At 44.5% G+C, this 21,980-nt stretch carries 22 protein-coding genes; 7 read left to right on the plus strand and 15 right to left on the minus strand.

Going from position 1 to position 21,980, the window contains the following annotated elements; genetic code table 11:
- Positions 1-59 precede the first annotated feature (59 nt).
- Both AB6E52_RS09190 and AB6E52_RS09195 read left to right on the plus strand, forming a co-directional pair.
- A complete protein-coding gene (locus AB6E52_RS09190; protein ID WP_170962358.1) occupies positions 60-221 on the plus strand; it encodes a hypothetical protein in 162 nt (53 codons plus the stop codon).
- A 225-nt stretch (positions 222-446) separates the two neighbouring features.
- A complete protein-coding gene (locus AB6E52_RS09195; protein WP_017061899.1) occupies positions 447-986 on the plus strand; it encodes a DUF3332 domain-containing protein in 540 nt (179 codons plus the stop codon).
- A gap of 112 nt (positions 987-1,098) precedes the next feature.
- Here AB6E52_RS09195 and AB6E52_RS09200 read toward each other — a convergent pair whose 3' ends face one another.
- Genes AB6E52_RS09200 through AB6E52_RS09215 form a run of 4 tightly spaced genes read right to left on the minus strand, consistent with a single transcriptional unit; the run spans position 1,099 to position 5,012 of the window.
- Complete coding sequence (locus tag AB6E52_RS09200; protein ID WP_102320324.1) at positions 1,099-1,758, minus strand: potassium channel family protein; 660 nt, start codon at positions 1,756-1,758, stop codon at positions 1,099-1,101.
- Positions 1,759-2,859 (minus strand): AI-2E family transporter, encoded by a 1,101-nt coding sequence (locus AB6E52_RS09205; protein ID WP_017068458.1) that lies wholly within the window; start codon positions 2,857-2,859, stop codon positions 1,759-1,761.
- A 22-nt stretch (positions 2,860-2,881) separates the two neighbouring features.
- Positions 2,882-3,901 carry a DUF2955 domain-containing protein gene (locus AB6E52_RS09210; RefSeq protein ID WP_102320325.1) on the minus strand — a complete coding sequence of 340 codons (1,020 nt, stop codon included), beginning with the start codon at positions 3,899-3,901 and terminating at the stop codon, positions 2,882-2,884.
- Positions 3,891-5,012 carry an HlyD family secretion protein gene (locus AB6E52_RS09215; RefSeq protein WP_102320326.1) on the minus strand — a complete coding sequence of 374 codons (1,122 nt, stop codon included), beginning with the start codon at positions 5,010-5,012 and terminating at the stop codon, positions 3,891-3,893. Before AB6E52_RS09215 ends, AB6E52_RS09210 begins: the two co-directional genes overlap by 11 nt.
- Before the next feature lie 159 nt (positions 5,013-5,171).
- Here AB6E52_RS09215 and AB6E52_RS09220 point away from each other — a divergent pair, with 159 nt between their 5' ends.
- Positions 5,172-6,167, plus strand: a complete 996-nt coding sequence (locus AB6E52_RS09220; protein ID WP_102320327.1) for an AraC family transcriptional regulator — start codon at positions 5,172-5,174, stop codon at positions 6,165-6,167.
- 36 nt (positions 6,168-6,203) lie between these two features.
- On the opposite strand, the gene AB6E52_RS09225 is transcribed toward AB6E52_RS09220, so the two are convergent.
- Both AB6E52_RS09225 and AB6E52_RS09230 read right to left on the minus strand, forming a co-directional pair.
- Positions 6,204-7,265 carry a sensor domain-containing diguanylate cyclase gene (locus tag AB6E52_RS09225; RefSeq protein ID WP_102320328.1) on the minus strand — a complete coding sequence of 354 codons (1,062 nt, stop codon included), beginning with the start codon at positions 7,263-7,265 and terminating at the stop codon, positions 6,204-6,206.
- Positions 7,266-7,383: 118 nt separating this feature from the next.
- Complete coding sequence (locus AB6E52_RS09230; RefSeq protein ID WP_102320329.1) at positions 7,384-8,388, minus strand: Solitary outer membrane autotransporter beta-barrel domain; 1,005 nt, start codon at positions 8,386-8,388, stop codon at positions 7,384-7,386.
- A 343-nt stretch (positions 8,389-8,731) separates the two neighbouring features.
- On the opposite strand from AB6E52_RS09230, the gene AB6E52_RS09235 reads away from it, so the two are divergent.
- On the plus strand, positions 8,732-9,199 hold the full coding sequence (locus AB6E52_RS09235) for a hypothetical protein (protein WP_004731619.1): 468 nt from the start codon (positions 8,732-8,734) through the stop codon (positions 9,197-9,199).
- A gap of 96 nt (positions 9,200-9,295) precedes the next feature.
- Here the strand turns inward: AB6E52_RS09235 and AB6E52_RS09240 are convergent, their stop codons facing one another.
- The 5 genes from AB6E52_RS09240 to AB6E52_RS09260 form a co-directional block, all read right to left on the minus strand.
- Positions 9,296-10,495, minus strand: a complete 1,200-nt coding sequence (locus tag AB6E52_RS09240) for a carbohydrate porin (protein ID WP_102320363.1) — start codon at positions 10,493-10,495, stop codon at positions 9,296-9,298.
- Between the two features lie 115 nt (positions 10,496-10,610).
- Entirely contained in the window at positions 10,611-11,270 is a 660-nt protein-coding gene (locus tag AB6E52_RS09245; protein WP_102320330.1) for a DUF3299 domain-containing protein, read from the minus strand.
- An 81-nt stretch (positions 11,271-11,351) separates the two neighbouring features.
- A complete protein-coding gene (locus AB6E52_RS09250; protein WP_102320331.1) occupies positions 11,352-12,731 on the minus strand; it encodes an amidohydrolase family protein in 1,380 nt (459 codons plus the stop codon).
- Positions 12,732-12,968: 237 nt separating this feature from the next.
- Positions 12,969-13,949, minus strand: coding sequence for a helix-turn-helix transcriptional regulator (locus AB6E52_RS09255; RefSeq protein WP_102320332.1), 981 nt, complete (start codon positions 13,947-13,949; stop codon positions 12,969-12,971).
- A gap of 180 nt (positions 13,950-14,129) precedes the next feature.
- The gene (locus AB6E52_RS09260) at positions 14,130-14,558 is read right to left on the minus strand and encodes a PACE efflux transporter (protein ID WP_065681706.1); all 429 of its coding nucleotides are present in this window, start codon (positions 14,556-14,558) and stop codon (positions 14,130-14,132) included.
- Positions 14,559-14,696: 138 nt separating this feature from the next.
- On the opposite strand from AB6E52_RS09260, the gene AB6E52_RS09265 reads away from it, so the two are divergent.
- Both AB6E52_RS09265 and AB6E52_RS09270 read left to right on the plus strand, forming a co-directional pair.
- A complete protein-coding gene (locus AB6E52_RS09265) occupies positions 14,697-15,599 on the plus strand; it encodes a LysR family transcriptional regulator (protein WP_102320333.1) in 903 nt (300 codons plus the stop codon).
- 419 nt (positions 15,600-16,018) lie between these two features.
- Positions 16,019-16,363: a thiamine-phosphate diphosphorylase gene (locus AB6E52_RS09270; RefSeq protein ID WP_102320334.1), complete on the plus strand. Its 345-nt coding sequence runs from the start codon at positions 16,019-16,021 to the stop codon at positions 16,361-16,363.
- A gap of 127 nt (positions 16,364-16,490) precedes the next feature.
- On the opposite strand, the gene thiE is transcribed toward AB6E52_RS09270, so the two are convergent.
- Entirely contained in the window at positions 16,491-17,108 is a 618-nt protein-coding gene (thiE, locus tag AB6E52_RS09275) for a thiamine phosphate synthase (RefSeq protein ID WP_102320335.1), read from the minus strand.
- Between the two features lie 262 nt (positions 17,109-17,370).
- Between thiE and AB6E52_RS09280 the strand changes: the two genes are divergently transcribed.
- A complete protein-coding gene (locus tag AB6E52_RS09280) occupies positions 17,371-19,314 on the plus strand; it encodes a methyl-accepting chemotaxis protein (RefSeq protein WP_102320336.1) in 1,944 nt (647 codons plus the stop codon).
- Positions 19,315-19,437: 123 nt separating this feature from the next.
- Here AB6E52_RS09280 and thiM read toward each other — a convergent pair whose 3' ends face one another.
- Genes thiM through AB6E52_RS09295 form a run of 3 tightly spaced genes read right to left on the minus strand, consistent with a single transcriptional unit; the run spans position 19,438 to position 21,899 of the window.
- Positions 19,438-20,223, minus strand: coding sequence for a hydroxyethylthiazole kinase (thiM, locus tag AB6E52_RS09285; protein ID WP_102320337.1), 786 nt, complete (start codon positions 20,221-20,223; stop codon positions 19,438-19,440).
- Positions 20,224-20,253: 30 nt separating this feature from the next.
- Positions 20,254-20,934 (minus strand): thiaminase II, encoded by a 681-nt coding sequence (tenA, locus tag AB6E52_RS09290; protein WP_102320338.1) that lies wholly within the window; start codon positions 20,932-20,934, stop codon positions 20,254-20,256.
- Positions 20,935-20,942: 8 nt separating this feature from the next.
- A complete protein-coding gene (locus AB6E52_RS09295; RefSeq protein WP_102320339.1) occupies positions 20,943-21,899 on the minus strand; it encodes an ABC transporter substrate-binding protein in 957 nt (318 codons plus the stop codon).
- Between the last annotated feature and the right edge of the window lie 81 nt (positions 21,900-21,980).

Genomic DNA, 21,980 nt, shown 5'->3' on the forward strand with positions numbered 1-21,980 from the left:
TCGCCAGACAGGAGTCGTTACTTACATATGAAAGACAAGCGCGAGAAATGAGAAAACAGATGACCTATTCAGAATACAAAGAATCCGATTTGCATAAGTGCGTGAGCATTGGTTCAGAAGCAATGGTATCCATTGCCAAGTTTGCCTTTAAAGCCACTACCCTTTTATTTCGATTTTTCCGCTGGCTTGTCGTATCGGCTTATACCTACGTGATGAAGTAATTCTATATGGGAGTCGTTGTTTTCATTACGACTTATCTAAATACCCCAAAGCGCGCCCTATTAGGTCGCGCTTTTTTTGTGCCCAGTTTTATACCTAGCTTGATGCCAAAAGTCCGAGTGCATTTTATATCGTCAGTGGCGCTAAATGGTAAAACTGACCATCGAATAAAAACCATACTACACCTGTTCCAACGAAACAGACTTCTAACTTATACAGGTACTAAAATGAAAAAGATTGCACTTAAAATTGTAGGACTAACGGTTTTGGCTTCTGCGCTAACTGGTTGTATCGGCAGCAACGCCGTAACAGGGAAAGTGATGAAATTTAACGTTGAAGTTGTCGATAACCGCTATGCCCGTGCAGGTGTAAACTTCTTATTAGCGCCTGTATACGGTATTACTACCGCAGCAGACTATGTGGTATTCAACTCACTTGAATTCTGGACAGGTAAAAACCCTATCAGCGGTTCACCACACGTATTTGATACAAAAACAGACACGCACTTCAAAGTGAACGATGAGCTGGACCCAAGCCTGAAAGAAGCCCCTGTCGGCCCAATTTCTAACAATCGCACCATTGAAACGGGTGAGATGATTAAGATCGACGAAAACACGATTCAAATGGACATCGTCTATACATCTGGTGAAACAGCGACTCTAACGGGCATCAAAGACGGTCAAAACGTTACCTATTACATGGATGGTCAGCTTGTATCGCAAACAACTATCGCTGAATTAGAGAAGATTCAAGGCACTGAAGCTTAAGGTTCATCGCCCACACAGAGTTCAAACTTAAAGAGACTTTTGAGCTCATAAAATAGAACAAGCCCGGCGATTGCCGGGCTTGTTTGTATGTGCTCTATTATTTGTAAATGCTCTATTGGGACTGAGACTGTGCAAGTCGAATGCTCACCAAACTCGCCACCATGATAGCTAAGTAAAAGCTGCCGATAATGGATTCCATAAACACAAAGAATTGAGCAATAGGCAGAGCTGGTGATATGTCGCCGTAACCAACCGTAGTCAAGGTGATAAAGCTAAAGTACATCGCATTAAACAAGTTCGTCAGCCAGACTTGCTCTTCTAACCCTTTAAAGGCATTAGGAAAGATCTCTAAAATTAACAAGTAGATGGTCGACCAAGCAAACCCTAGCAACAAGTAAATACAGATGGAGCCGATGATGTGATTGGGTGTCACCGTTTTGGCTTTCATCACCTGCTTCAACGCCGAGTAAATGTGTGAAAACAAGAACACAGCCAACGCCGATAGCGTCACTATCGACAGGTTATAGCCTTCCAAAAATGAAAACACGCCAGACACGAGCGCCGTAATCAATAACAGCCCATACCAAGAGCGATACAAGGCTCGCTCTTTATGAATACCGGCAATTGAACTCGCCAACGTAATAATGATAAGAAATAGGATTGTTTTCTGGCCTTGCGGATAAAACTGCTGCATCACCGCGCAACCAAGAAACAACACCAACAGTGCATAGAATAAGAAGTAGAAGTTGTCGTCTTTAGAGACTGGCTTCATCTATTTTCCCTCGACCTCTGCAGGTTTTTTCTCAGTTTCTTGTTGGTTTTTCTCTTCAAGTCCAAGCCACGCCATCATCAGCTCATAGCTTAAACTCAGTATCACAGCACCGACAAACAGACCGACGATGCCTGACATCGCCATTCCGCCCAGTGCACCCAATAGAATTACCAACATTGGAATGTGAGAGCCACGGCTCAGCAATACTGGCTTTAAGATAGCGTCACTGCCGCTCACCAAAATACACCACACTAAGAACAAGCTCGCCGCCAGTGTCGATTCAACGCTGAACATGTAGATGATCGCCGGTAATAGAGCGAGAATCGGTGGAAGTTGGATTATCGCAATGAGCAGCACAGCTAGCGCCCAAAACGCAGCTGCTGGAACGCCTGCAATCACCAAACCGATTGCCGACATCATGGATTGAATCACAGCCACACCAATCACACCTTGCACAACGCTTCGCACGGTCGATTTAGAGAGCTCTACCAACTCTTCACCTTTACCGCCCGTTAAACGCGCCACTAAGTGAGTCACGCCGGTTTTGCATTTATCGGCATTACTCATGAATGCACCCGCAATGATGGTAGAGATGATGAACTGAATAAAGCCGCCACCTAACGAGCCAAGAACAGAAGCCGCTTTCGTCGCAAACTGTTTAAGTTCATCCGCATACTTTATGAAAGTGCCTTCAATATTGTTGGAGGCGGCAACCAAGGTTGAATAAACCTTCTCACCTATGAATGGAATATCTTGTAAGGACTCTTTCGGTTTAGGCAATGACAATGTGCCATCTTGAAGCCCTGTCATCAGGTCAGTCGCGCTGGTGTAGATACCAGAAGAAAGCGCCGCCAAAGGAATAAATAGAAGAATCACACCAATAAAGCTCAGCAATGCACTGGCTTTACCTTTCGACATCCCGGTTTTATTTGAAATTGCGACCGCCACTGGATACAACGCAGTCGCAATGATCGCACCCCATATCACCAAAAGAATGAATGGGCGCAAAATCGAAAAACACCAATACACGAGCATGGCAATCGCTGCGATCTTGATGGCAGCGTCTATCGCCTGTTTTGAAAAATCATCGGTTAACTTCATGAGACGTCCTTGTTAGACAAAATTAAGGCTGATTTTGTAGAAACTTCCAATTCCGTGTTTCTAGGAATAGAGAAGCCAAAATCATATATATGCCAATTAACACTAATTGGAATATGCGTATAAGAGTGTTGCTATCGATGTCACCGGAGCTCATCAACGTGCTACCAACCAGTACGAGCAACGTACTAAATGCAGTGGCGAAAATAGGTGCTTTTTCGGGAACCGTGTAGATCTTGGTAGCCATAAGAATGGCAATAAGTCCTATAAACAAAGAATAGAAGACAATGTTGGGTACTATAGAAAGAATTGAAAAAGCAGCAATCGCCAGCAATCCCCCGATACCGTTACTTATCACCAAAAAAGCGCTCAACTTTATCGACTTCTCTGACGTAATCATCAACGATAACAACGCAATGAACATCATTGTCAGTAAAGCTTCAGATATTTGAAAAATAAAGAAAAAGCACACCACTGGATAGGAGATAATCATCGCCCTAAAGGCCGCATACCAACGCTGTTTCTTTTCGAGTGGCGCAGCAGCGAAGCCTGAGAACGCCGATTTTGGCTCAGGGAAAAATACATGCACTAACGCAAAAAGCATGACTGAAAACACACCAGAGGTCGCTAAGCCAGAGGCCAGCATTACTGACACGCCGGGGTTATCAATCGCCATGAATGGCAACATCAAAACCGCAATCAACAGTATGGTGGCAAACAGGTTCCATTTTGGGTCGACAAACAAGTAGTAACCCCACAGCATCATTAACCCCACTAAAATCAGCAATGGGATTGGATAATGGGTAATTCCTCGCGACAGTAATAAACCTAACCCCATTGTCACCACAACGGCCAAGAGCAATTCGTAGACCGTTTCTTTATGGAGATTTGGTTTATCAATTAAGAACTTAGCTGTGAACACTGGCGCCACAAACGCAAGCGGCCAGTTTATCCACGCCGCCAAGAAAACAGCCAACGTGACCCCGACCGTAAATCGCAGGATCCGTTGCTGTGTTTGCTGGTCAGGAATCGGCTTATCGGACATAAGACAATACGCTAATCAAACGAATCCATACTTTGCCTATCGCGTTGAATACAAAGTTATCGCCGCTATAAACAATCACATCCGCTTGGCCACCCACTCGGAGCATGCCTGTCACTTCTTCATTATCAAATTCAATGGTTATGGGAAGCATCTGTGTTTGGCGCAACCAACCCGTTTGTTGGCTAGCTTGAGCAAGCTTACCTGCATGGTCATTTTGCCCCCAATCAACACCCCAATCGATACTACTTACGCGCCCTTTTACCACTTTGCCCGGTGCGAAATCTAACGCCACTTCAACTTCATCACCGACCGTTACATTACCTAGGCTGTTCTCTCGATAATAAGCTTCAATCCAAATATCTTCGGTTGAAACAAAGGTCATGATTGCTTGCCCTGCTGATGCATAGAAACCTTCAGACAGGCTAAAGTTAGAGACACCACCTTGTGTCGGTGCAGTAATCACGGTGCGCTCTAGATTCAATTGAGCTTGTTCAAGTGCCAGTAACGCCGCTTTCACTTGGCTATTTTCTTCGCCTTCTTTACCCATTTGTTTCTTAGCACGGTCAAGGTCAGCTTCTGCATTCACAACCGCCGCACTAGAGGTCGCTAATGCTGCTCGCGCTTTATCTGCATCTGATTTAGAAACGACACCTTTATCGGCCATCTCTAAAACACGCTTAGCTTGCAGTTTGGTATTTTGTCTTTCAACAATGGCTGAGGTGAGTTTCGCTTGTGCTGAAGCAATGCTCGCGGTTTGAGCGCCAACATTTTGACCTGCGATCTCTAAGTTTTGCTCAGCTTGTTGTACTGCAATGAGGTAGTCAGAATCATCGAGAATCGCTAGCTTATCGCCTTGATTAACTAGTTGGTTAGGTTGAACCAGAATATCGAGTACTTTACCCGACACCTCAGGCTTAATCGGAACGATATAACCTTTTACACGAGCATTATCAGTAATAGGGATGATGCGGTCTGAAATGACACTGAAGATCAACATGAATGCAACAAACAACAATAGGTAATTTGTGACCTTTCTTACTTTGTCTTTTCCATTTTCTTGCTGGCCAACTTCTTCATTGGCTTCTTGCCTATTCCCTTTGGTTTCTGACATGGGACTCCCTTCTAGATAACTAACATCAACAAAATTAATACTTTAAAAATAAACCCAGCGATGGAAAACTCAAGTAAATAGGGTTAGATTTAGTAAACAAAACGTTGCAAATGATATGCACGTCTAATAATGCAACAATATATACAGGATTGTATTCCAATGACCACTAGTCACTACCAAGTCCCGGTAATTCAAACGAACTACGCTAAAATTCTGGTTCAGGTTTTTTCTGACTATGGTCTTGATTTACATCTGTTGCTGAAAGATTCCGGTTTACCACCCGACCTTATCGAATCAGAAAGTGATTTTGTGCCATCAGAATCCATTAAGCGTTTGATTTATCTTACATCGGCACAACTCGGCGTATCTCGGTTCACCGATATTCTTGGACTCGCATTTCGACGTCGAATCATCCCAAATGTCTTGCATCAATTTACCGAATTCGAAACCATTGGTGATGCACTAAAACAGATCAATTCAATCTTTGCCTACGACTCCCCAGGCAGCAAAGTCGAGTTTATTCAAGAACACGGTCAGAGCTGGTTTTGTCGAACCGCCCCCGAAGACAATTCCCCTATGTTTCAATGGGGGGAAGCTTTTGCGATTACATATATCATTGAATTAATAACCATTTTATCCCAATCGCCATGGTTACCTAATAAAGTGCGTCTGCAAGGACATGACATCGATGTAGTCAAAACACTGGTGCCAAGTAGCTGTCAACTGTTTGTTGAACAATCGTCGACAGCTGTACTTATTCCTGAAGAAATATTACAACTCCCAATTCGCCTAACCTCTAAAGAACTCAGTGCTAAACCGACACTGATTGAGTGGCATACCAGCTTTACCGATAGCGTTTACGAGCTTCTAAAGCCGTACATGAAAGAACAAGATCTCTCTCTCGAAGAAGCCGCTGAGCTACTCAACTTTTCGGTGCGAACGTTCCAACGCAAACTCAAGAACGAAAACACCACTTATCGAAAAATCAAAGAGAACCTGATGTTTTCTGTGGCTTGCGAACTGATGGAAGAAGGCCATACGCTGACCTACATTTCTAGCCAACTCGGTTACACCAACATCTCGCATTTTTCTCGTGCGTTTAAGCGTGTGTCTGGTCTTACGCCGAAGATTTACCAACGCTCAATCTCGGCTTAGATATCGCTCGATTGATTAACCAAGCGCGGCCTGCATCTAACCAAGGGCAATTGGAGTAGCACAGCCCGAGCTAGAGCTACACACTCGATTTCGCCCATTACCTTTAGCACGATAAAGCGCCTTATCCGCACTGCGATAGGTCGCTTCGGCTTGCGCCTGTATTTCAGACACACCACTGCTCACAGTCAGGTTCAGTGTTGTTCCTTTGGAAATCACTTCTTTCAATCGATACATCGCCTCAAACGCTTCTGCCAAATTAGTTTCGGGCATCAAGATAGCGAACTCCTCGCCGCCGACTCGCGCGACGATGTCAGTGTCTCGGCTGTTGTTTCTCAACAGTTCTGCGACCTCTTTCAACGCTGAATCACCTTGGTCATGACCATGATTATCATTGATGGCCTTGAAATGATCTAAATCGATCAACGCCAAACAGGAATGTGTATAACCATAGCGCTCCGCTAAGTTTGAATAATGGTTAAGATCTTTATCAAAACGGCGACGGTTCCAGCACCCTGTGAGAGAATCTGTGTCCACCAACATTCTTAATCGACGTTCTAATACTTTGCGTCGACTAATATCCGTAAAGGTCACCACATATTTATTATTGTGCGACAGTATTTCAACTAACTTTTCGACAACCACATTCACAGTAAAATGTTCACCAAGTCGACTGACTCCACTCAACTCACCCTTCCATCTCTGGTTTTCCTTGAGTGAGCGAGTAATGGTAGATATTAAACTGCTGTTATTCATAAAACAGAGATCAGAAATCGGGCGAGACTCGACTTGATTAAAGGCATAACCTGAAACCCGAGAGAACTGTTGATTCACTTGTATGACCCTCAATTGACTATCGAGGACAATAAAACCAGCGACGCCATCAATGATCGCTTCCGACAAGCTATTCTTGCTTTGAGCCATTTCATGTCGATATAGGCGTGCAGTAATGAGGGTGCTGAGAAAAAACAACGCGCACACAGAAAAAGCCATGACTGCCGAAGAAGCCATACTCAATAACCACAAGCTAACTGCCATATTAAGGGCAAGTGTAGACACCACGTATAGCGGCATTTTTCGGTCAAAACTTAACTTATTCATAGTCTGCTCTAGTGATGGGCGAATGACTATGATGGCTAAGTTTCCACTAAGATATTTACCATTTTGCGACACATACAAATTCAAATTATATGAGTACTTTGAAGATCAACAACTTATGCTAATTATTGAGTAAGAATAGCAAGCTACCGCCACTGAGTGAGCTGCCATAATTGAAGTTAATTCCAATCCCGAAGTTGTCAAAAAAGTAAGAGTCATAAGGCACATCAAATACTAATCCTGCCCCAAATTCATAGTAATAGTGCGTATCTAAAGGAGCCGTCAAATCACCCGCGACATCGATTCTTGTTAAGTTATAGTGGATTTGAGGGTTATTCAGCGACCAAGCATCGAGCGCTACATTTTGCCTAAACTCTAGTTCATTAATGAATCGCATCCCTTCTGGGTTACCGATATCGCCATCGTTCGCTTCGCCCCAGCCTGTTCCATAAAAGTAACGAACTCTTGAAGACACATTCCAACTGCCCCACTCCTTTGGTTGCAAGTATTGAAGTTTGACTGAAGGTTCTGCAACAAGCGCCCATGCTGATGTATTCAACGCGTAGCCGTCTAGCTGAGATTGAAATGCTTGAGAGTAGCTGTTGTTGTATTCGTATTTATTGCGGTAATAGAGCAAGTGAGTGCCTAAGCCATAGGCGATAGACCAATGTTGGTTTAAATGGTTTTGCCCTCCCAAAAAGCCATACAGGCCTAATACTGAGTCTTTATTCGGATTCACACGACGATCAGAGGTCACATCTGATGAGATCTCAATATCCTGTTCAGAAAGCGCATAAGACCCTCGCACAGACCAAATAAGGTCAAAGTCAGGGTCATCCGTTTTAATCACGGAAGAGTAAGGGATGGAGCCCACACTCACTTGGCTTCGAGTATCGATGGTTTTATCGGATCCAAAACCACTGTCGTTTAAGTTGATAAACGAATTAGGATCAAAATCCACAAAGCCAATTGAAATGGCATCGCTGTCAGTCAGCGCAATTGATACAGAAAATATCTTCTCTAAGCGATTCTGAATCAATTCATTGGAAGCATAGGCTGAGGAAGAACTGAGACCCATTAAGAGCAGAATAATATAACGGGGATAGTACGATAGGGGTGAAAGCATTAAGTTGACTCCATTCAAACTTATGCTTTAAGTGTAATTGGTAACTTAACTAATTCAATCAGAGAGTTAACGGTGTGGTTGATACTGCTCTCAGTTCCAACTGCAAGAGCGTTGCTAAATCGATGGCTCCCCAAAGTTCTTCTACGTCTTGGATTCTAAAATGAATAATCATATGCGCCTCTGTCTAAATTGGAGTCTTATCTTGGATCATTCTTAAAACCCTTACTTACCATAATGCGCCAAACTGACTTTAAGACCTGTTTCGCATATAAAACAATAAGCGGTTGAAAATTATAGGATTAACTCCTAAGTTTTTTATAACCCTTTACTCAGGAAGAAGTAGATGAGCAATATAGAAAAAGTATATGGATTTAATACGCCCCAACGACTCTTTGTCGGATACACGCTTGCGGTACTCGTCGATTTAACCGTTCTTAATTTTTTTGATGAATACTGGGACTTCGTCAATATCGAGTCTTTCACCATCTCATTTGCAGCTGCGATTCTGCTCCAGCTATTGCTCAAATTGTCTATCGGTTTAGAACATAAGCTGGCTGATTACTTCAAATCTAAACCGGGGACTGCGCCTAAGATTTATCGCGGTTTATCCAGTTACGTGATTCTAGTGGGCTCTAAGTTTGTGATGCTGGAAGCCATCAATATCTTGTTTGGAGACAAGGTAGATTTCACAGGCCCTTGGAATGGTGTCGTAGCGTTCTTCGCTGTGGTATTCACGATCTTGGTCGCAGAGATTATTGTTTCAAAGATCTACTTCGCACTCGATGACACGCCCAAAGCCGAAAAAGCATAGCCGCTTTTCTTTCACATCTAAGACAAAAAAGTGAGCCTATCAAGGCTCACTTTTTACATCTATTCTTTACGTTTCAGCGATTAACAAGCAGAGCTGTTAGATAAAGACTCTCGCTCTAACACCGAATACCCAAGCGCTGCTTTCATTGGAGAATGCAGGATCCTTTATGTACTGGATGTCAGGCGTTACTTGGAAATGGTCACCAAACTGCATGTTGTAGTAGATCTCTGCTGTCCACTGCTCTGTACTACCGCTTATAGCTTTCGCATCAGCTGCAAAAGAATCACCATTCACTTCCGCCCAGTTTAGCGCTACACCAAGGTTGTTGGTCGGTTTTCCTAATCCAAAGTACCCCATACCAACAGAAATAGACTTATCGTAAAGGGCAACATCCCCTTCAGAGAAACCACCTCGCACAAACGGCATCACTTGATCAGTCATGAACTGGCTCCATGAGAAGTTAACGCCCGAGCCACCTTCCGCAGCAAGGCTATTACTGTGGCGAGTATCGTCACCAAAGTCCCAGAACGTCACATGGAAGTTATCGGTATAAATCAGTTCTTGTGAAGCCGTCCAACCTAATTCAAGTGTTGTAAAGTAAGACGCATCACTACCAAAAGCGCTATCAAAGCCATCAAAAATATCATCTGACTGACCATTTGCATCAGCGATACCACCGACCACATAAAAGTTTTCGCCTAGCATATGACCGGCAGAAAGGGCCAATACACCGTCATCCGGCAAGCCCATCGCACCGGAGCCTGTCGAGAATGCCAAGTTAGTAAAGCCAGACCACGGGCTTGCTAGAGCGTAAACATCCGCATAGTTCGTTACATCCTGCCAACCGACAACAATAGTCCCTTTGCCATCATTGATTTTTTGCTTCCAGTTTAAGTCCGTAACACGAAACCCTTGGTCACTGTATGCAGGGCCAATTGCACCAACATAGCCAAGAGGGCCGAATGAATAGTCTTTTGGCGCAGTATCACCATAAGCATGCCTATGTTCCACCTTCCAAACCAGGCTACCTGAGTTCTGTGTGCCCTTACCTAATAGATGCCATGAACCGTATAATCGTGCCACACCCGACGATGCATCAACGCTATCGCCGCCAACCCCATCCCCAGAGGTCAGCCCCAAAGCAAAGTAATCTGCACCAAATGTAAAACCATCTTCAGCTAATGACTCCCTCCAAGATTTCTTTTGTGCTTTCTGCTCTGCAATTGTATTTTCAACAGAATCTGGGCCTTCAAAGTTAGCGCCGTAAACAACGCCGCTCATTGTGCTCGCTGCCATCACAATTGCCATACTTACTTTAGAGAATCTTGAGTTCATCATGTCACCAGTGCTTTTTAAGTTAGTTTTATTTTAGTTATTACTCACATTGAAAATTGTCATTTGATGACAACCATTAATTTTCTTTTTCATAATAGTCTTCGATCATCGAAGCTTTCATTTCATAACCCATAGTGAGGTTACTTTTGCCATCGACTAGGAAGACCTCTTCAGTCACTTTGTTCGAGCTAAAGTCACCTTCTACCCACACTGGATACTGAACGTTCTGTACCTGAAAGCCTTCAGGAAAAGACACGCGCACAATCTGGTTTGCAGGAGGCGGTGGCATGTGGATGCACGCACCCGCCACAGGCACTAACAGAAACTCTGTTGCTGTCATTCCCTCTGAGAATTCCAGTGGAACGATGAAACCGGGAACTCGTACTTTCTTGCCATCAAACTCTGTCGTAATAGCTTCGGCGTTTGCTTTCATGGTTTGCATGTATTCATCACGCAGTGCGATCATTTCGTCTGCGTCCACGCCTTGCTCTTTTAGCGTTTGTTTAAATAATAAAGCCTGTTGTTGAGCTTGCTCTTCCTCTGATGCACTCATTGCTATCACACCTTGTAATAGATGCATTTGTTGATCGGTTAGATCCGGTATTTCTACTTTCATTTCGTGAGACTCTGAGTTCAGATCTTGCCACTCAAGATTCATCGCTGTTTCAGCAAAAGTAGGTAAAGCAACGGCCGTAAGTGATGCCACCGACAGGATAAGAGAAAGCATTTTTTGCATATAGAACACCTTGGAGAGGGGTGACCTACCCAAATAGGTCACCCATTAAAGCTTAATTTTTAACTGAGTTGTCGAACTGAGTTACAGCGTGTTTTTGTAGACTTTGCCGTCTTTCATGATGACTTTGATGGTATCGATTTCAGGGCTGCGCGGCTCTGCATCAAACCATTTTTCGTTTGCCCCAATCACTGACAAGTCTTCAAGTGGGTTGCCTTCAACAATAATGATATCGGCGTATGCGCCCGCTTCAATCACGCCTAACTTACCCTCTGGGTATGGGTCCATCACGCCAGATAACTTAACGATCTCACCGTTTACCGATGTCATCCCTTTCAAAGTGAAGAAGTTGCCTAACTCTTTACCTGCAAGGAAGATCGTGTGGTCGGTTTGTTTGATACAAGAAACCACGTCACCGACACAGTCTGTGTGGAAACCCCATTTCGGTTGGTACTTGTTTACATTCGAGATGTAGTCTTTGAATGCTTTGGTTGCCGACTCCGCTTTACGCTTAGAGGCTGGGTTCGAGTTAATCGCTTCGATCTGTGTCAGGTAAGGTGAAAACGCGGTCATGTTAGTTGTGATGTAGGCGTCTTTATCTTCCATCTTGTCGGCGATATCGCCATCGAACATGAAACCGTGCTCGATCGTTTTAACACCCGCATCCAAGTTACGCATGATCGCTTTTTTGCTGTAAGCGTGAGACATCACGTAAGAGCCATACGCATCAGCAATTTCAACGGCGGCTTCAATTTCTTCCGCAGACATCGCATTCAGCTGCCAAGGGTCAAATGATGATGCCACACCACCTGATGACATGATCTTAATTTGCGTATTGCCTTGCTTGAAGTTTTGGCGAGCAGCCGCTTTGATTTCGGTAATACCGTCGGCATTAAAGCTGACGCTATTTCGCGCCATACTGGTCGATGAACCAAAGAAGTGTTGGTTAGCCGTGGTTAGGTTACTGAAATCGGCATGCGAACCCGTCGGGCCAATAAATGCGCCTGATGTGTAAAGTCGTGGGCCCGGCAACATGCCTGAATCGATAGTCTTACGTAAGCCAGTATTCAAGCCACCAGCATCACGCCACGTGGTGAAACCCGATTGAAACGCGGCGTTCGCGTTGACTGTCGCTCGCGCGGCTAACTCTTCGATCGTTCGGTTGTTTTCGTGGTCGCTTAGGTTACCGCCGTTAAGCAATAAGTGTCCGTGGCCTTCGATTAAACCTGGCATTAACGTTTTGCCTTCGCCGTCAATCACTACAGCGTCACTAGCCTCTATCGGGCTCGCAGAGATTTGTTTGATAAGATTGTCTTCGACTAATACATGATGGTCTTCGTACAATTTGTTTTCAGTACCATTGAACACATCGACGTTAGTAAATAGCGTTGATGCTGCATTTGCAGAAAGAGCAAATGAACACGAAAGAGCAACAACAGAGAGCTTTAAGCCTGCATTTTTCATTTTTACACCTTGATTCCGTTTGTTAGTGGCGTCCACTTCCCATAACGATTCCGTAACTACTAATGAGTGTCATGAGGTTTCAAAGATGTTTTTATTGGTCGCGAAACTCGCTAAAAAAAACAACTCATCCACATTCAATAACTTAGTAGTGATATTGCCAGTATTCAAGGTTGATAAATGGCCATTTGGTGACAATAAATAATTCTGCGTGCAGGCTCCTGTTTTTACTTACTGGTTTTAGCTGTGCTCTTTTCGGTACTGTCTTGGCGTCATGTTCATCTGTCGTTTAAAGGCTCGGGTAAAGTGGGAAGAATCGGAATAGCCCATCTTCGCGCCTACTTGTGTGATCGATAAATCGGACTGCTTAAGCAATTTTAAAACCTGCTCAAGAACCATCTCTTCAATCAAGGTTTTGTAGACCACCCCTTCACTTTCCAACCGACGCTGGATCGTTCTGACATGAATATTCAGAATCTCAGAAGCTAAGCTAATTGGGAGTTTCCCCATCGTGAGATAAGGTGTAATAACAAGCTTAAAAGCGCTCAAGAATGAGCTAGGTAAAGGCTTAGTGAGATCTGATACTTGAGCAATTTTGGGTAAAACAATCGGTGCAAGCATGATGTCTTCAGGGATCTCAAAGGCAGTGACCGGTCTATGCGTATAAAACTGAGCACTGCCCATTTGTGGTAGAGATTGAAAGCATTCGAGATCGCCATTCTGAATGCCAACCTCAGACGGCTTCCAACGACCTTGCGTTAATACTGAAAGTAGCTCGTTGATGAAAATAACAGAGAACAGTTCAGCGAACTTAAACCAAGGTGCGTTAGTAAACGGCTTCTCACGAACCAACCACCACTTGCCTCCGGATTGCTTGGTATAGACATTCGCACCATTGGATACGAGCTTCAGCTGCTCACCAAATTGGTCTAGCGCGCTTTTCAATGAATCCTGTTGGCTTAGCTTAACTACAAACCTTGGCACATAGGTTTGCTTACAAAAGCTCCACATAAAAAGCGAAAACTCTTCTCTCGACGCCGACTCTCCCATAATCTTGACCACGTTTTTAACTGTTGTCTCAGGGAGATAATCGTAATGGTCATTACTGGTGAGAATATCATTAGGGATTTGGGCACTGCGTAGTAAGGTGTAGATATCACCATCAATATGTTTGAACAGTTCCGCGAACAATTCGACTTCTTTCTTATCGACAACTGTCATTATCTGAGGAGTATTTGGCATCCTTTCCCTTATCTATTCATTCACGAACTCAAATTATCACCTTTTTTAAGATAGCAGAACAAACGCCGCGTTACCTAGACCTACTAACCGGATGTCTCCGTCAAAATAAAGAATAAACAAACGGTTAGTAGCCAAACTCGTGTTTACTGACTTGGTAGATTACTGAACGGCTAAGTCCGCTCTGCGTACCCAGAATGCTCGTATATGATCATAAATCAGATTAAACACAAACGCGTAAATGGTAATAAAAATGGTCACGCCGATATCCATTAAAAATGCCTGCCAAATCCCCACATCAAGTAAGTAAGCCATAACTGGGATCGTCGCCACCAGCAAGCCTGCCTCAAATAGCACGACATGAAAAACACGTAACTTGAGCGAACGCTTTGATTTTTCACCCGTGAAGTAGCGATCAAAAATGCGGTTGAAACAGTAGTTCCAAATCATCGCGATGGTCGCAACAACTATCATGGTTCCTGATAAGGTATTCACATCATGATCAGTAAATATCGCTAAGCCTATAATTGATAGTGTTACGGCCAATACTTCAAATAACACAGAGTGAAACACTCTTTCTAACGTACTCATACATTCCTCTAAATAATCTATTACGTGTTGGATTAGCTCGGATTATGTCATCGGAAATAATAAGAGAAAGTTAACAGCCATCACGATTAGTGATAGCCTGAGCATTATCATCCCATTTGGTATTGAGCGAGAGGTAACATGTACAGTTTTGAGCAACTAAAAGTCTTCGTCACCGTGTGTGAAAGTGGCTCTTTCTCTGCCGCCGCTCGCAAACTGAAACGCGCTCAGTCTGGAGTCAGCCAATCGATAGCGAATCTCGAAATAGCCATCGACCAAGAGCTGTTTAACCGAGAGAAAAACATCCCCGTTTTGACCAACACAGGTAAAGCGTTATTGCCTGTCGCTAAGTCGATTCTCGACCAACAAAAGTACTTCGACCAAAAAGTAGAATCGCTCACACAAGAAGATGAGCACGAACTGATCATTGCGGTTGATGAAAGCATCATAGATAAGAATTTCATTAAGATAATCAGCTCACTGGCCGATCAGTTCCCAATCACGCACTTCGATATTATTACGACCTCAACCTTCGATGTGGAAGACCTGGTGAGACGTGGCAAAGCGCAGATTGGCATCATCTATGCGGATGGTGAACTTAAAGTGGATATGGACTTCTTCTTACTGGGCCAAGCCCGCTTTCTTACGGTTAGCTCCGCCACCCACGAACTCAGCCAAATGTCGGTAGTACAAGACTCAGATCTAAAGCGCTATCGCCAATGTGTGCATCGCAGCTCAAAACAACGCGAACTGTGGTTCACCTACGGTATTAGCTCGATGCTTTGGTACGCCAACAACCACAAGACCATTGTTGATCTCGTTGAACAGAACGTGGGTTGGGCTAATGTGCCCGAGATGATGGTGATGGAAGGCATTCAAAAAGGCGACCTTGTGGCGTTGCCTGTTTCGCACGAGCATGGTGGTTGGATTACTCCAGTGGGTTGTTTGGTGTCTCGCAGCCACATCAATGGCCCAGTGCTCACTAGCCTTATTGAAAAGCTTAAGGGGCACTCACTGCAATACAATCAATGGCAAGCCAACTAAACTCCCCCAATTCTTGAGTTCAGCCTATTTCAGCAACGGAATCCTAAGTCAATGACGGTGGTGCTTTCTCCACCGCTACCTCATTTCTGCTTATCTTGCCGATAAATATCTTTGTCGTGTGGATAAAACACCCTAGTTGATGTCCAAAAGTGACCTAACTACACTGCGATCCCAACCGGGTGTGTCTTTTCAAACGAATGTAGACAGACCCAAATCGCTCTTTAACATCATTGACCCAACTTCAAATCTCCTAGATAAGCGCTCAGCCTTGCAGTTGCTTATGCCGGTTTCAAATAGATCACTTTTTGAATATTAATTCGCACCCAGTTTATGAGCGCTCTTTGAGTGCTTTTTTATATCTAAATGAACCTTTTGGAAAATTTGTCGTGAACGTTTTAAGAAATATTTGCCCTGAGAAAATGGGCAAAGAGCGTAACAAACGAGAGTATGATTTACGCGTACTTAATTGTGTCAGTGAAAGCGAATATGAATCGCGTATGGCAGTTTGGAATAGCTTAACTTTGGTTGCTACTCCGTCTGTTTCAGAAACAAAAGGCTTCATCGATGAGGCTTTCAACAAACTTCAGCAAGACTTGAAAGAAGCAAGCCGCGAGTTATCGATTAACTACACGGACTTCATCGCAATGGCGCATGAAGAGATCAACTACATTAAGGTGTTTGTTGCTGATAAAACAGCACAATACGGTTGGTACGCTGCGATCGTTCTTATGGTCATCGGCACGGTTGCTCTTTGCATTCAATAGCCAAACGATGTGTTAGATAGAGCACCTTAAATGCTCTATCGATAAGCACACCTAGCACGACTCCCTGCTTGTGCTTTAACTAGAAAACAGATGACCAACCTCATTTGTTTTCTAGTTCTACTCCCCTTCAATCTCCCATCAGAGATAGCAGATCCTGCGTCGCTTGTTTTGGATCTTCAGCGTGACATATCGCAGATACCAGTGCTAACCCATGAATACCGCTCTCAACTAACTGCGGGATGTTCGATTCGTTAATTCCACCAATACCGACAATCGGTAGCTTCGTTGTTTCCAAAGCCATTTGAATGCCTTCATAACCCCAGTGTTTCTTTAGATTCGTCTTGGTCGGTGTGTCAAAAAGCGCACTGAGGCCAATGTAATCGATCGGCAAACTATCGGCTTCTTGAAGCTGTTGCTCAGTTTCGATCGACAGACCAAGAATCTTGTCTGGGCCAATCAACTGACGGGCTAACTCTGCAGGCATATCCGATTGCCCTAAGTGCAAACCATCGGCGTCGACAGCCAATGCAACGTCCACTCGGTCATTGATGATCAGCGGAACACCGGAGCCAGCCAGAATCGACTTAACCGCTTGTGCTCGTTCAATGAAGGCTCTTACGTCCCCATGTTTTTCTCTTACTTGAACCATAGTAACGCCACCCGCGACCGCTTGTTCAACCACGAACTTAAGCGTTTCTAAATCTTGTTGGTCATCCGTTACTAAGTAGAGCTTATAAGGGTTCATTTCGTACCTTTGGAGTCGATGTCTAAAATTGGCGTTGCACCATTTTACCGACAAATCACATCATGTGCATGGAAGTTAATACTAAATTAGCTCAATGACACACGCACCATCAGATACGCAACTCGTTGAAAGCGTGCCGAAAAATCTGAATTTTTTAACTAAAGCGTTACTTATTACACAAAGAATTCACTTCAAGCATGCCCAGAACGCTGTTTTATGAAATACTCCACCGTGAAGGAATCAGGTAAATATAGGGATAGTTATGCGCCACCTTTCTATAGCGCTCAAGATCAAGCTGGGTTATGCCATCTGCTTGCTCTTTTTCGTCATTTCAGGCTTTGTGAGTTACAAAGGTATCCAAACCTTGTCGAACGGCTTTAGCCAATACAGTGAGCTCAGCCAAAAAGCGACATTATCAAGCAACATTCAAGTGCACTTTCTTCAGATGCGTTTAGCTTCTGAACGTTACTTAGAGTCATTGGATGAACAGTACGAAACGAATTATCAATCAAGCAAACTTGCGATTGATGATCTGCTCAACAACTTAATCCAATCCACCACCAAAACCGATAGCCTAGCTAGCCTGCAATTAGTGCAAGACAGCGTGGCGGCCTTTGATGTGGCTTATGGGTCAATGAAACAGAGCCAACTGCTCATTGACCAACTGGTCAACGTTGAGATGGTCAAACGAGAAACCAACGCACTGAAAGCAGCTCAGAGCTTGTTGTATGAGTCATACAATAACAATGATCCAAACGCGAGCTTATACGCGGGCATGTTGATGGAGAACTTCCTCGCAGCCAAGATCACCGTACTCAGTTACTCAAACAACAACGACCTCAAAACCTACGAAGCCGGTAAAGACATCTTTGAATATGCTCTGCCAGGTATCGAGGGCGATATTGAGTCTCTTAAATCATCTCCTTATCAAAGTGAACTGATTGAAGATTTCTCTAACCAACGTGAAGCGTACGCGAAAGGCTTTGAACAAGTTCACCAACAGATGCTGGAGAACACTCAAAGAACCGCTACCCTCGCCTCTATTGGTGACAGCTTAGCGATTTCGGTAGCTGATGCTCAGAGCATTCTAGAACAACAGAAACAAGCCTTAACACCAGAACTGCAAGCCAGCGAAAAGCGCTCGATTCAAATCATCATATTGCTGACGGGTGTCGCTTTAGTTATTGGCATGACGAGCGCCGTGTTGGTGACTCGCTCTATTACTAAAGGCATCGCACAAGTTAAACAGATCACCAACGAGCTTTCTCAGGGCAACCTGAATGTGGAAGTGAACATTGAGAGCAAAAATGAGATTGGCGAACTGCTGACTAATATGGAGATCACCATTGAATCTCTGCGCGATATTGTTGGCCAAGTGAACCGTTCTAGCGTGCGTATTGGTGAGATGTCGGAGTCACTCAATCAAGTGACCAATAACAGCTCGACCAACGCAACACAATTGAATAGCGAGATGATAAATATCTCTTCTGCCGTTGATCAATTGGCTTCCAGCACATCAGAAATTGCTGCAAGTGCTAACCACGCGTCTCAAGTTGCTAACCAAGCAACCGAGAATGTGGCGATGGGACTCAAAGAAGTAGACAAAACACTGCATGAAATTGGCAGCGCCGATGAAAGCATGCAGGTCAGCAGCCAGAAAGTGACTGACCTACACAAAGAGTCGATGAACATTGGTGCCATTCTTGAAGTAATCAAAGGCGTTTCTGAGCAGACCAACCTGTTGGCATTGAATGCGGCTATTGAAGCTGCGCGCGCAGGTGAACAAGGTCGCGGATTTGCAGTAGTAGCCGATGAAGTAAGAACGCTCGCTAAACGTACCCAAGACTCTGCTAGCCAGATTGATGAGCTCATCACCTCACTACAACGTGGCGCTAAAGATGCGTTAGAGTCTATCAAAGAGAGCCACAGCACGGTTTCAGACGCTTCAACGCAGGCGCAGCAAGCTTCTCAGAACTTACATGTGATTAATCAACACATCCAAGATCTGAACCAAGCCAACAGCCAAATCGCGGTGTCGGTTGATGAGCAGGATCGTCTTACCAAATCACTGGGTGAAAACGCGCAAGGTGCAAACACTATTGCTCAAAGCAACCAAGAGTCGGTAAGCAGCATTTCAGGTGCAGCGAGCGACTTAACCGAGGTTGCTCATCACCTAGAGAGCCAAGTTAACCGATTTAGAACCTAGCCAGCCAGTCTATACACAGCTGACACAGTTCCAAACCAGTAATAAAAAGCCCCCTACACATAAGTGTCGGGGGCTTTTTTAAGTTAATCTAACTCTAACTTGTGGCTTAGAGTTAGATTAGCCCTACTGAATCTTCAAGCGTTGAATCAGAGTCTCTTCGTCTAACTGATACAACTCATCAAGCAAGTTAATTTGCAAGCTACCTGGGCCGCGAGAGTTTTCAGCCGCGATTTCACCAACCACGCCTAATACCGCTGCTGCAGCTAAACCACTATCATCACCAACAGCCGCGAAAGCACCCGTCAATGCAGTTAAAGTACACCCCATACCCGTCACATACGGCATCATTTGGTGTCCATTGTTTAACGTCACCACGCTGTCTTTGGTGACAACGTAATCTGTCTCACCAGATATCACCACATTTGCACCGTATTCAGCCACTAAGCACTGTGCAGCACCTAACGCAGCATCACTGCTATCAAGCGCATCAACGCCTTTGCTCTGCGCTTGCTCGCCCGCTAACGCGATAATCTCAGACGCGTTACCACGAATGATCAATTTATCCGCTAAACGTGCAATTTCACGAGAAGTCTCGGTACGCAGTGTACTTGCGCCACAACCCACAGGGTCAAGCACCACAACCTTGTTGTTCGCGTTCGCTTGCTCAGCAGCAAAGCGCATTCTTGGCGTCCAAACACTGTCTAACGTGCCAATGTTAATCACAAGCGCGCCAGAGAAAGACATCATCTCTGCCAGCTCTTGCTGTGAGTGCGCCATGATAGGCGAAGCGCCAATCGCTAATAACGCATTGGCCGTATTGTTCATCACAACGTAGTTGGTGATGTTCACCACCAGTGGTTTTTGCTCTCGTACTGCGCGTAACGATTGAATAATTTGTTCAGTTAGCATGGGATAGATCCTTATTCGTTAGAAGTCACTTTAAACAGCTAGAGAATCATTAAGAGCGTTCAGCCCTTGCTGCCAAAAAGCCACTTCCATACGCGTTGCGGTTTTGAAGATATGAACGATGTTCTGACCGCGCTCGCTGTTGATATCAATTTCAGCAAGCAGCTGATTGAAGTATTCTGCGCCCGTTGCCACGCCAGATTGGAACTCTTCTCCGCCGTAAAGCTGAAGCCAGCTCGCGTATGGGTTGCCTTCTAAAACAGTATCGCTGCTTTCTAACAACGCTTTACCGATCACAGCGTAACCAATGGAACACGGAGCCAGTGCCGCATAAAGATCGACAAGATCACCCGTCATGCCTGCATCCAGAACGTAGCGCGTGTAAGCAACTGTACCGAAATCTTCCGGTTCGTTTTCTAGGTCAGATTCGGTTAAACCCCACTGACCACAGTAAGTCACGTGGTGAGAGATTTCAGAATCTAGCAGAGCATGAACACTTGGCAGTGCACGACGCATATCAGCCAGTGTTTTCGCCTTGTAAATCGCCAGTGCATAAGCGCGAGCGTACTGCTTCAAGAACAGAAAATCTTGCTTCAAATAATGCAGAAAACACGGCTGAGCAAGAGTGCCGTTTGCCAGCGTTTTAACAAAATCGTGCTCAGTGTACTCTTGCCAATCTTGTTGACAGGCTTGGATTAAGTCTTGGTATTTCATAAGATTCCTTAGTCAAAAGTCGGTACGTAGTCAGCGGCTTTTGGTAGTGATTTGATAATGCCTTTGTCGAACATGAACTGTGCGTAATCGTCGTAACGTTTTAGATCAACCGCTGAAGGGCGAAGTGCAAAACGAGTCAGCGTGTCATTCCATGCGCGTTGATTGAGCTCGTTGTTCAACGTATCTGGTGAATACGCAACAAACTCGCTCCATGACTCTTGTGGGTGGTTCACGATGTAAGTTGTCGCTTGCTCTAATGCTTTGTTGAACGCTTTGATCGCTTTATCATCGTGCTGCTTTGCGTTCGCAACAAAGATCAGCTCATCGTAAGCTGGCACACCGTGCTCTTCTGGGAAGAACGCTTTTGCTTTAAAACCTTCAAGGGCTAGCTGGTTAGTTTCGAAGTTACGTAGGCCACCCCAGATTGCATCTACCTTGCCTGATGCCAATGAAGATGAAAGTGCCCAACCGACATTGATGGTTTGCACGTCTGTAAACGCAACATTTTCTTGTGCTAGCATGGTGCCGATAGTCGCTTCTTCGTTACCCGCAATCGCGATACCGATCTTTTTGCCTTTCAGATCCGCTAATGAATCGTTCTTGCCGTTATCCAGTACCATTAGCGTGTTCAGTGGCGTCGCGATAAGGGTTGATGCACGAACTAAAGGAAGACCCGCTGCCACATCCATGGTTAAACTTGGTTGGTAAGTTACCGCTAAATCAACCTTACCTGCTGCGACAAGTTTCGCTGGCGTGCTTGGGTCTGCTGGTTCTTGGATTTCAACCTCTAAGCCTTGGTCAGCAAAGTAACCACGCTCTTGAGCAATCACAATCGGGCCGTGGTTCGGGTTTACAAACCAATCCAACATCAATGTCAGTTTCTTTTGTTCAGAGTCCGCTAGAGCATGACCTGAAACTAACGAAGCAAGCAGTGCCACTGCACCTATCAATTTTGTATTTTTCACGGTTAACCTTTCCTTTTGAGTATTATTATTGTGTTTATAGAGCTAATTTTTAACGAAGTTTTGTTTAGATAAATAGCGTGA

This window comes from Vibrio sp. 10N.247.311.13 (genome assembly GCF_041467595.1).
Taxonomy (GTDB): Bacteria; Pseudomonadota; Gammaproteobacteria; order Enterobacterales; family Vibrionaceae; genus Vibrio; species Vibrio crassostreae_C.

What these genes read in the sequence shown, in the direction of transcription:
- AB6E52_RS09190 (WP_170962358.1), top strand. Translation starts at nt 60, where the DNA reads ATGACCTATTCAGAATACAAAGAATCCGATTTGCATAAGTGCGTGAGC.
- AB6E52_RS09195 (WP_017061899.1), top strand. Translation starts at nt 447, where the DNA reads ATGAAAAAGATTGCACTTAAAATTGTAGGACTAACGGTTTTGGCTTCT.
- AB6E52_RS09200 (WP_102320324.1), bottom strand. Translation starts at nt 1,758, where the DNA reads ATGAAGCCAGTCTCTAAAGACGACAACTTCTACTTCTTATTCTATGCA.
- AB6E52_RS09205 (WP_017068458.1), bottom strand. Translation starts at nt 2,859, where the DNA reads ATGAAGTTAACCGATGATTTTTCAAAACAGGCGATAGACGCTGCCATC.
- AB6E52_RS09210 (WP_102320325.1), bottom strand. Translation starts at nt 3,901, where the DNA reads ATGTCCGATAAGCCGATTCCTGACCAGCAAACACAGCAACGGATCCTG.
- AB6E52_RS09215 (WP_102320326.1), bottom strand. Translation starts at nt 5,012, where the DNA reads ATGTCAGAAACCAAAGGGAATAGGCAAGAAGCCAATGAAGAAGTTGGC.
- AB6E52_RS09220 (WP_102320327.1), top strand. Translation starts at nt 5,172, where the DNA reads ATGACCACTAGTCACTACCAAGTCCCGGTAATTCAAACGAACTACGCT.
- AB6E52_RS09225 (WP_102320328.1), bottom strand. Translation starts at nt 7,265, where the DNA reads ATGAATAAGTTAAGTTTTGACCGAAAAATGCCGCTATACGTGGTGTCT.
- AB6E52_RS09230 (WP_102320329.1), bottom strand. Translation starts at nt 8,388, where the DNA reads ATGCTTTCACCCCTATCGTACTATCCCCGTTATATTATTCTGCTCTTA.
- AB6E52_RS09235 (WP_004731619.1), top strand. Translation starts at nt 8,732, where the DNA reads ATGAGCAATATAGAAAAAGTATATGGATTTAATACGCCCCAACGACTC.
- AB6E52_RS09240 (WP_102320363.1), bottom strand. Translation starts at nt 10,495, where the DNA reads ATGGCAGCGAGCACAATGAGCGGCGTTGTTTACGGCGCTAACTTTGAA.
- AB6E52_RS09245 (WP_102320330.1), bottom strand. Translation starts at nt 11,270, where the DNA reads ATGCAAAAAATGCTTTCTCTTATCCTGTCGGTGGCATCACTTACGGCC.
- AB6E52_RS09250 (WP_102320331.1), bottom strand. Translation starts at nt 12,731, where the DNA reads ATGAAAAATGCAGGCTTAAAGCTCTCTGTTGTTGCTCTTTCGTGTTCA.
- AB6E52_RS09255 (WP_102320332.1), bottom strand. Translation starts at nt 13,949, where the DNA reads ATGACAGTTGTCGATAAGAAAGAAGTCGAATTGTTCGCGGAACTGTTC.
- AB6E52_RS09260 (WP_065681706.1), bottom strand. Translation starts at nt 14,558, where the DNA reads ATGAGTACGTTAGAAAGAGTGTTTCACTCTGTGTTATTTGAAGTATTG.
- AB6E52_RS09265 (WP_102320333.1), top strand. Translation starts at nt 14,697, where the DNA reads ATGTACAGTTTTGAGCAACTAAAAGTCTTCGTCACCGTGTGTGAAAGT.
- AB6E52_RS09270 (WP_102320334.1), top strand. Translation starts at nt 16,019, where the DNA reads ATGGGCAAAGAGCGTAACAAACGAGAGTATGATTTACGCGTACTTAAT.
- thiE (WP_102320335.1), bottom strand. Translation starts at nt 17,108, where the DNA reads ATGAACCCTTATAAGCTCTACTTAGTAACGGATGACCAACAAGATTTA.
- AB6E52_RS09280 (WP_102320336.1), top strand. Translation starts at nt 17,371, where the DNA reads ATGCGCCACCTTTCTATAGCGCTCAAGATCAAGCTGGGTTATGCCATC.
- thiM (WP_102320337.1), bottom strand. Translation starts at nt 20,223, where the DNA reads ATGCTAACTGAACAAATTATTCAATCGTTACGCGCAGTACGAGAGCAA.
- tenA (WP_102320338.1), bottom strand. Translation starts at nt 20,934, where the DNA reads ATGAAATACCAAGACTTAATCCAAGCCTGTCAACAAGATTGGCAAGAG.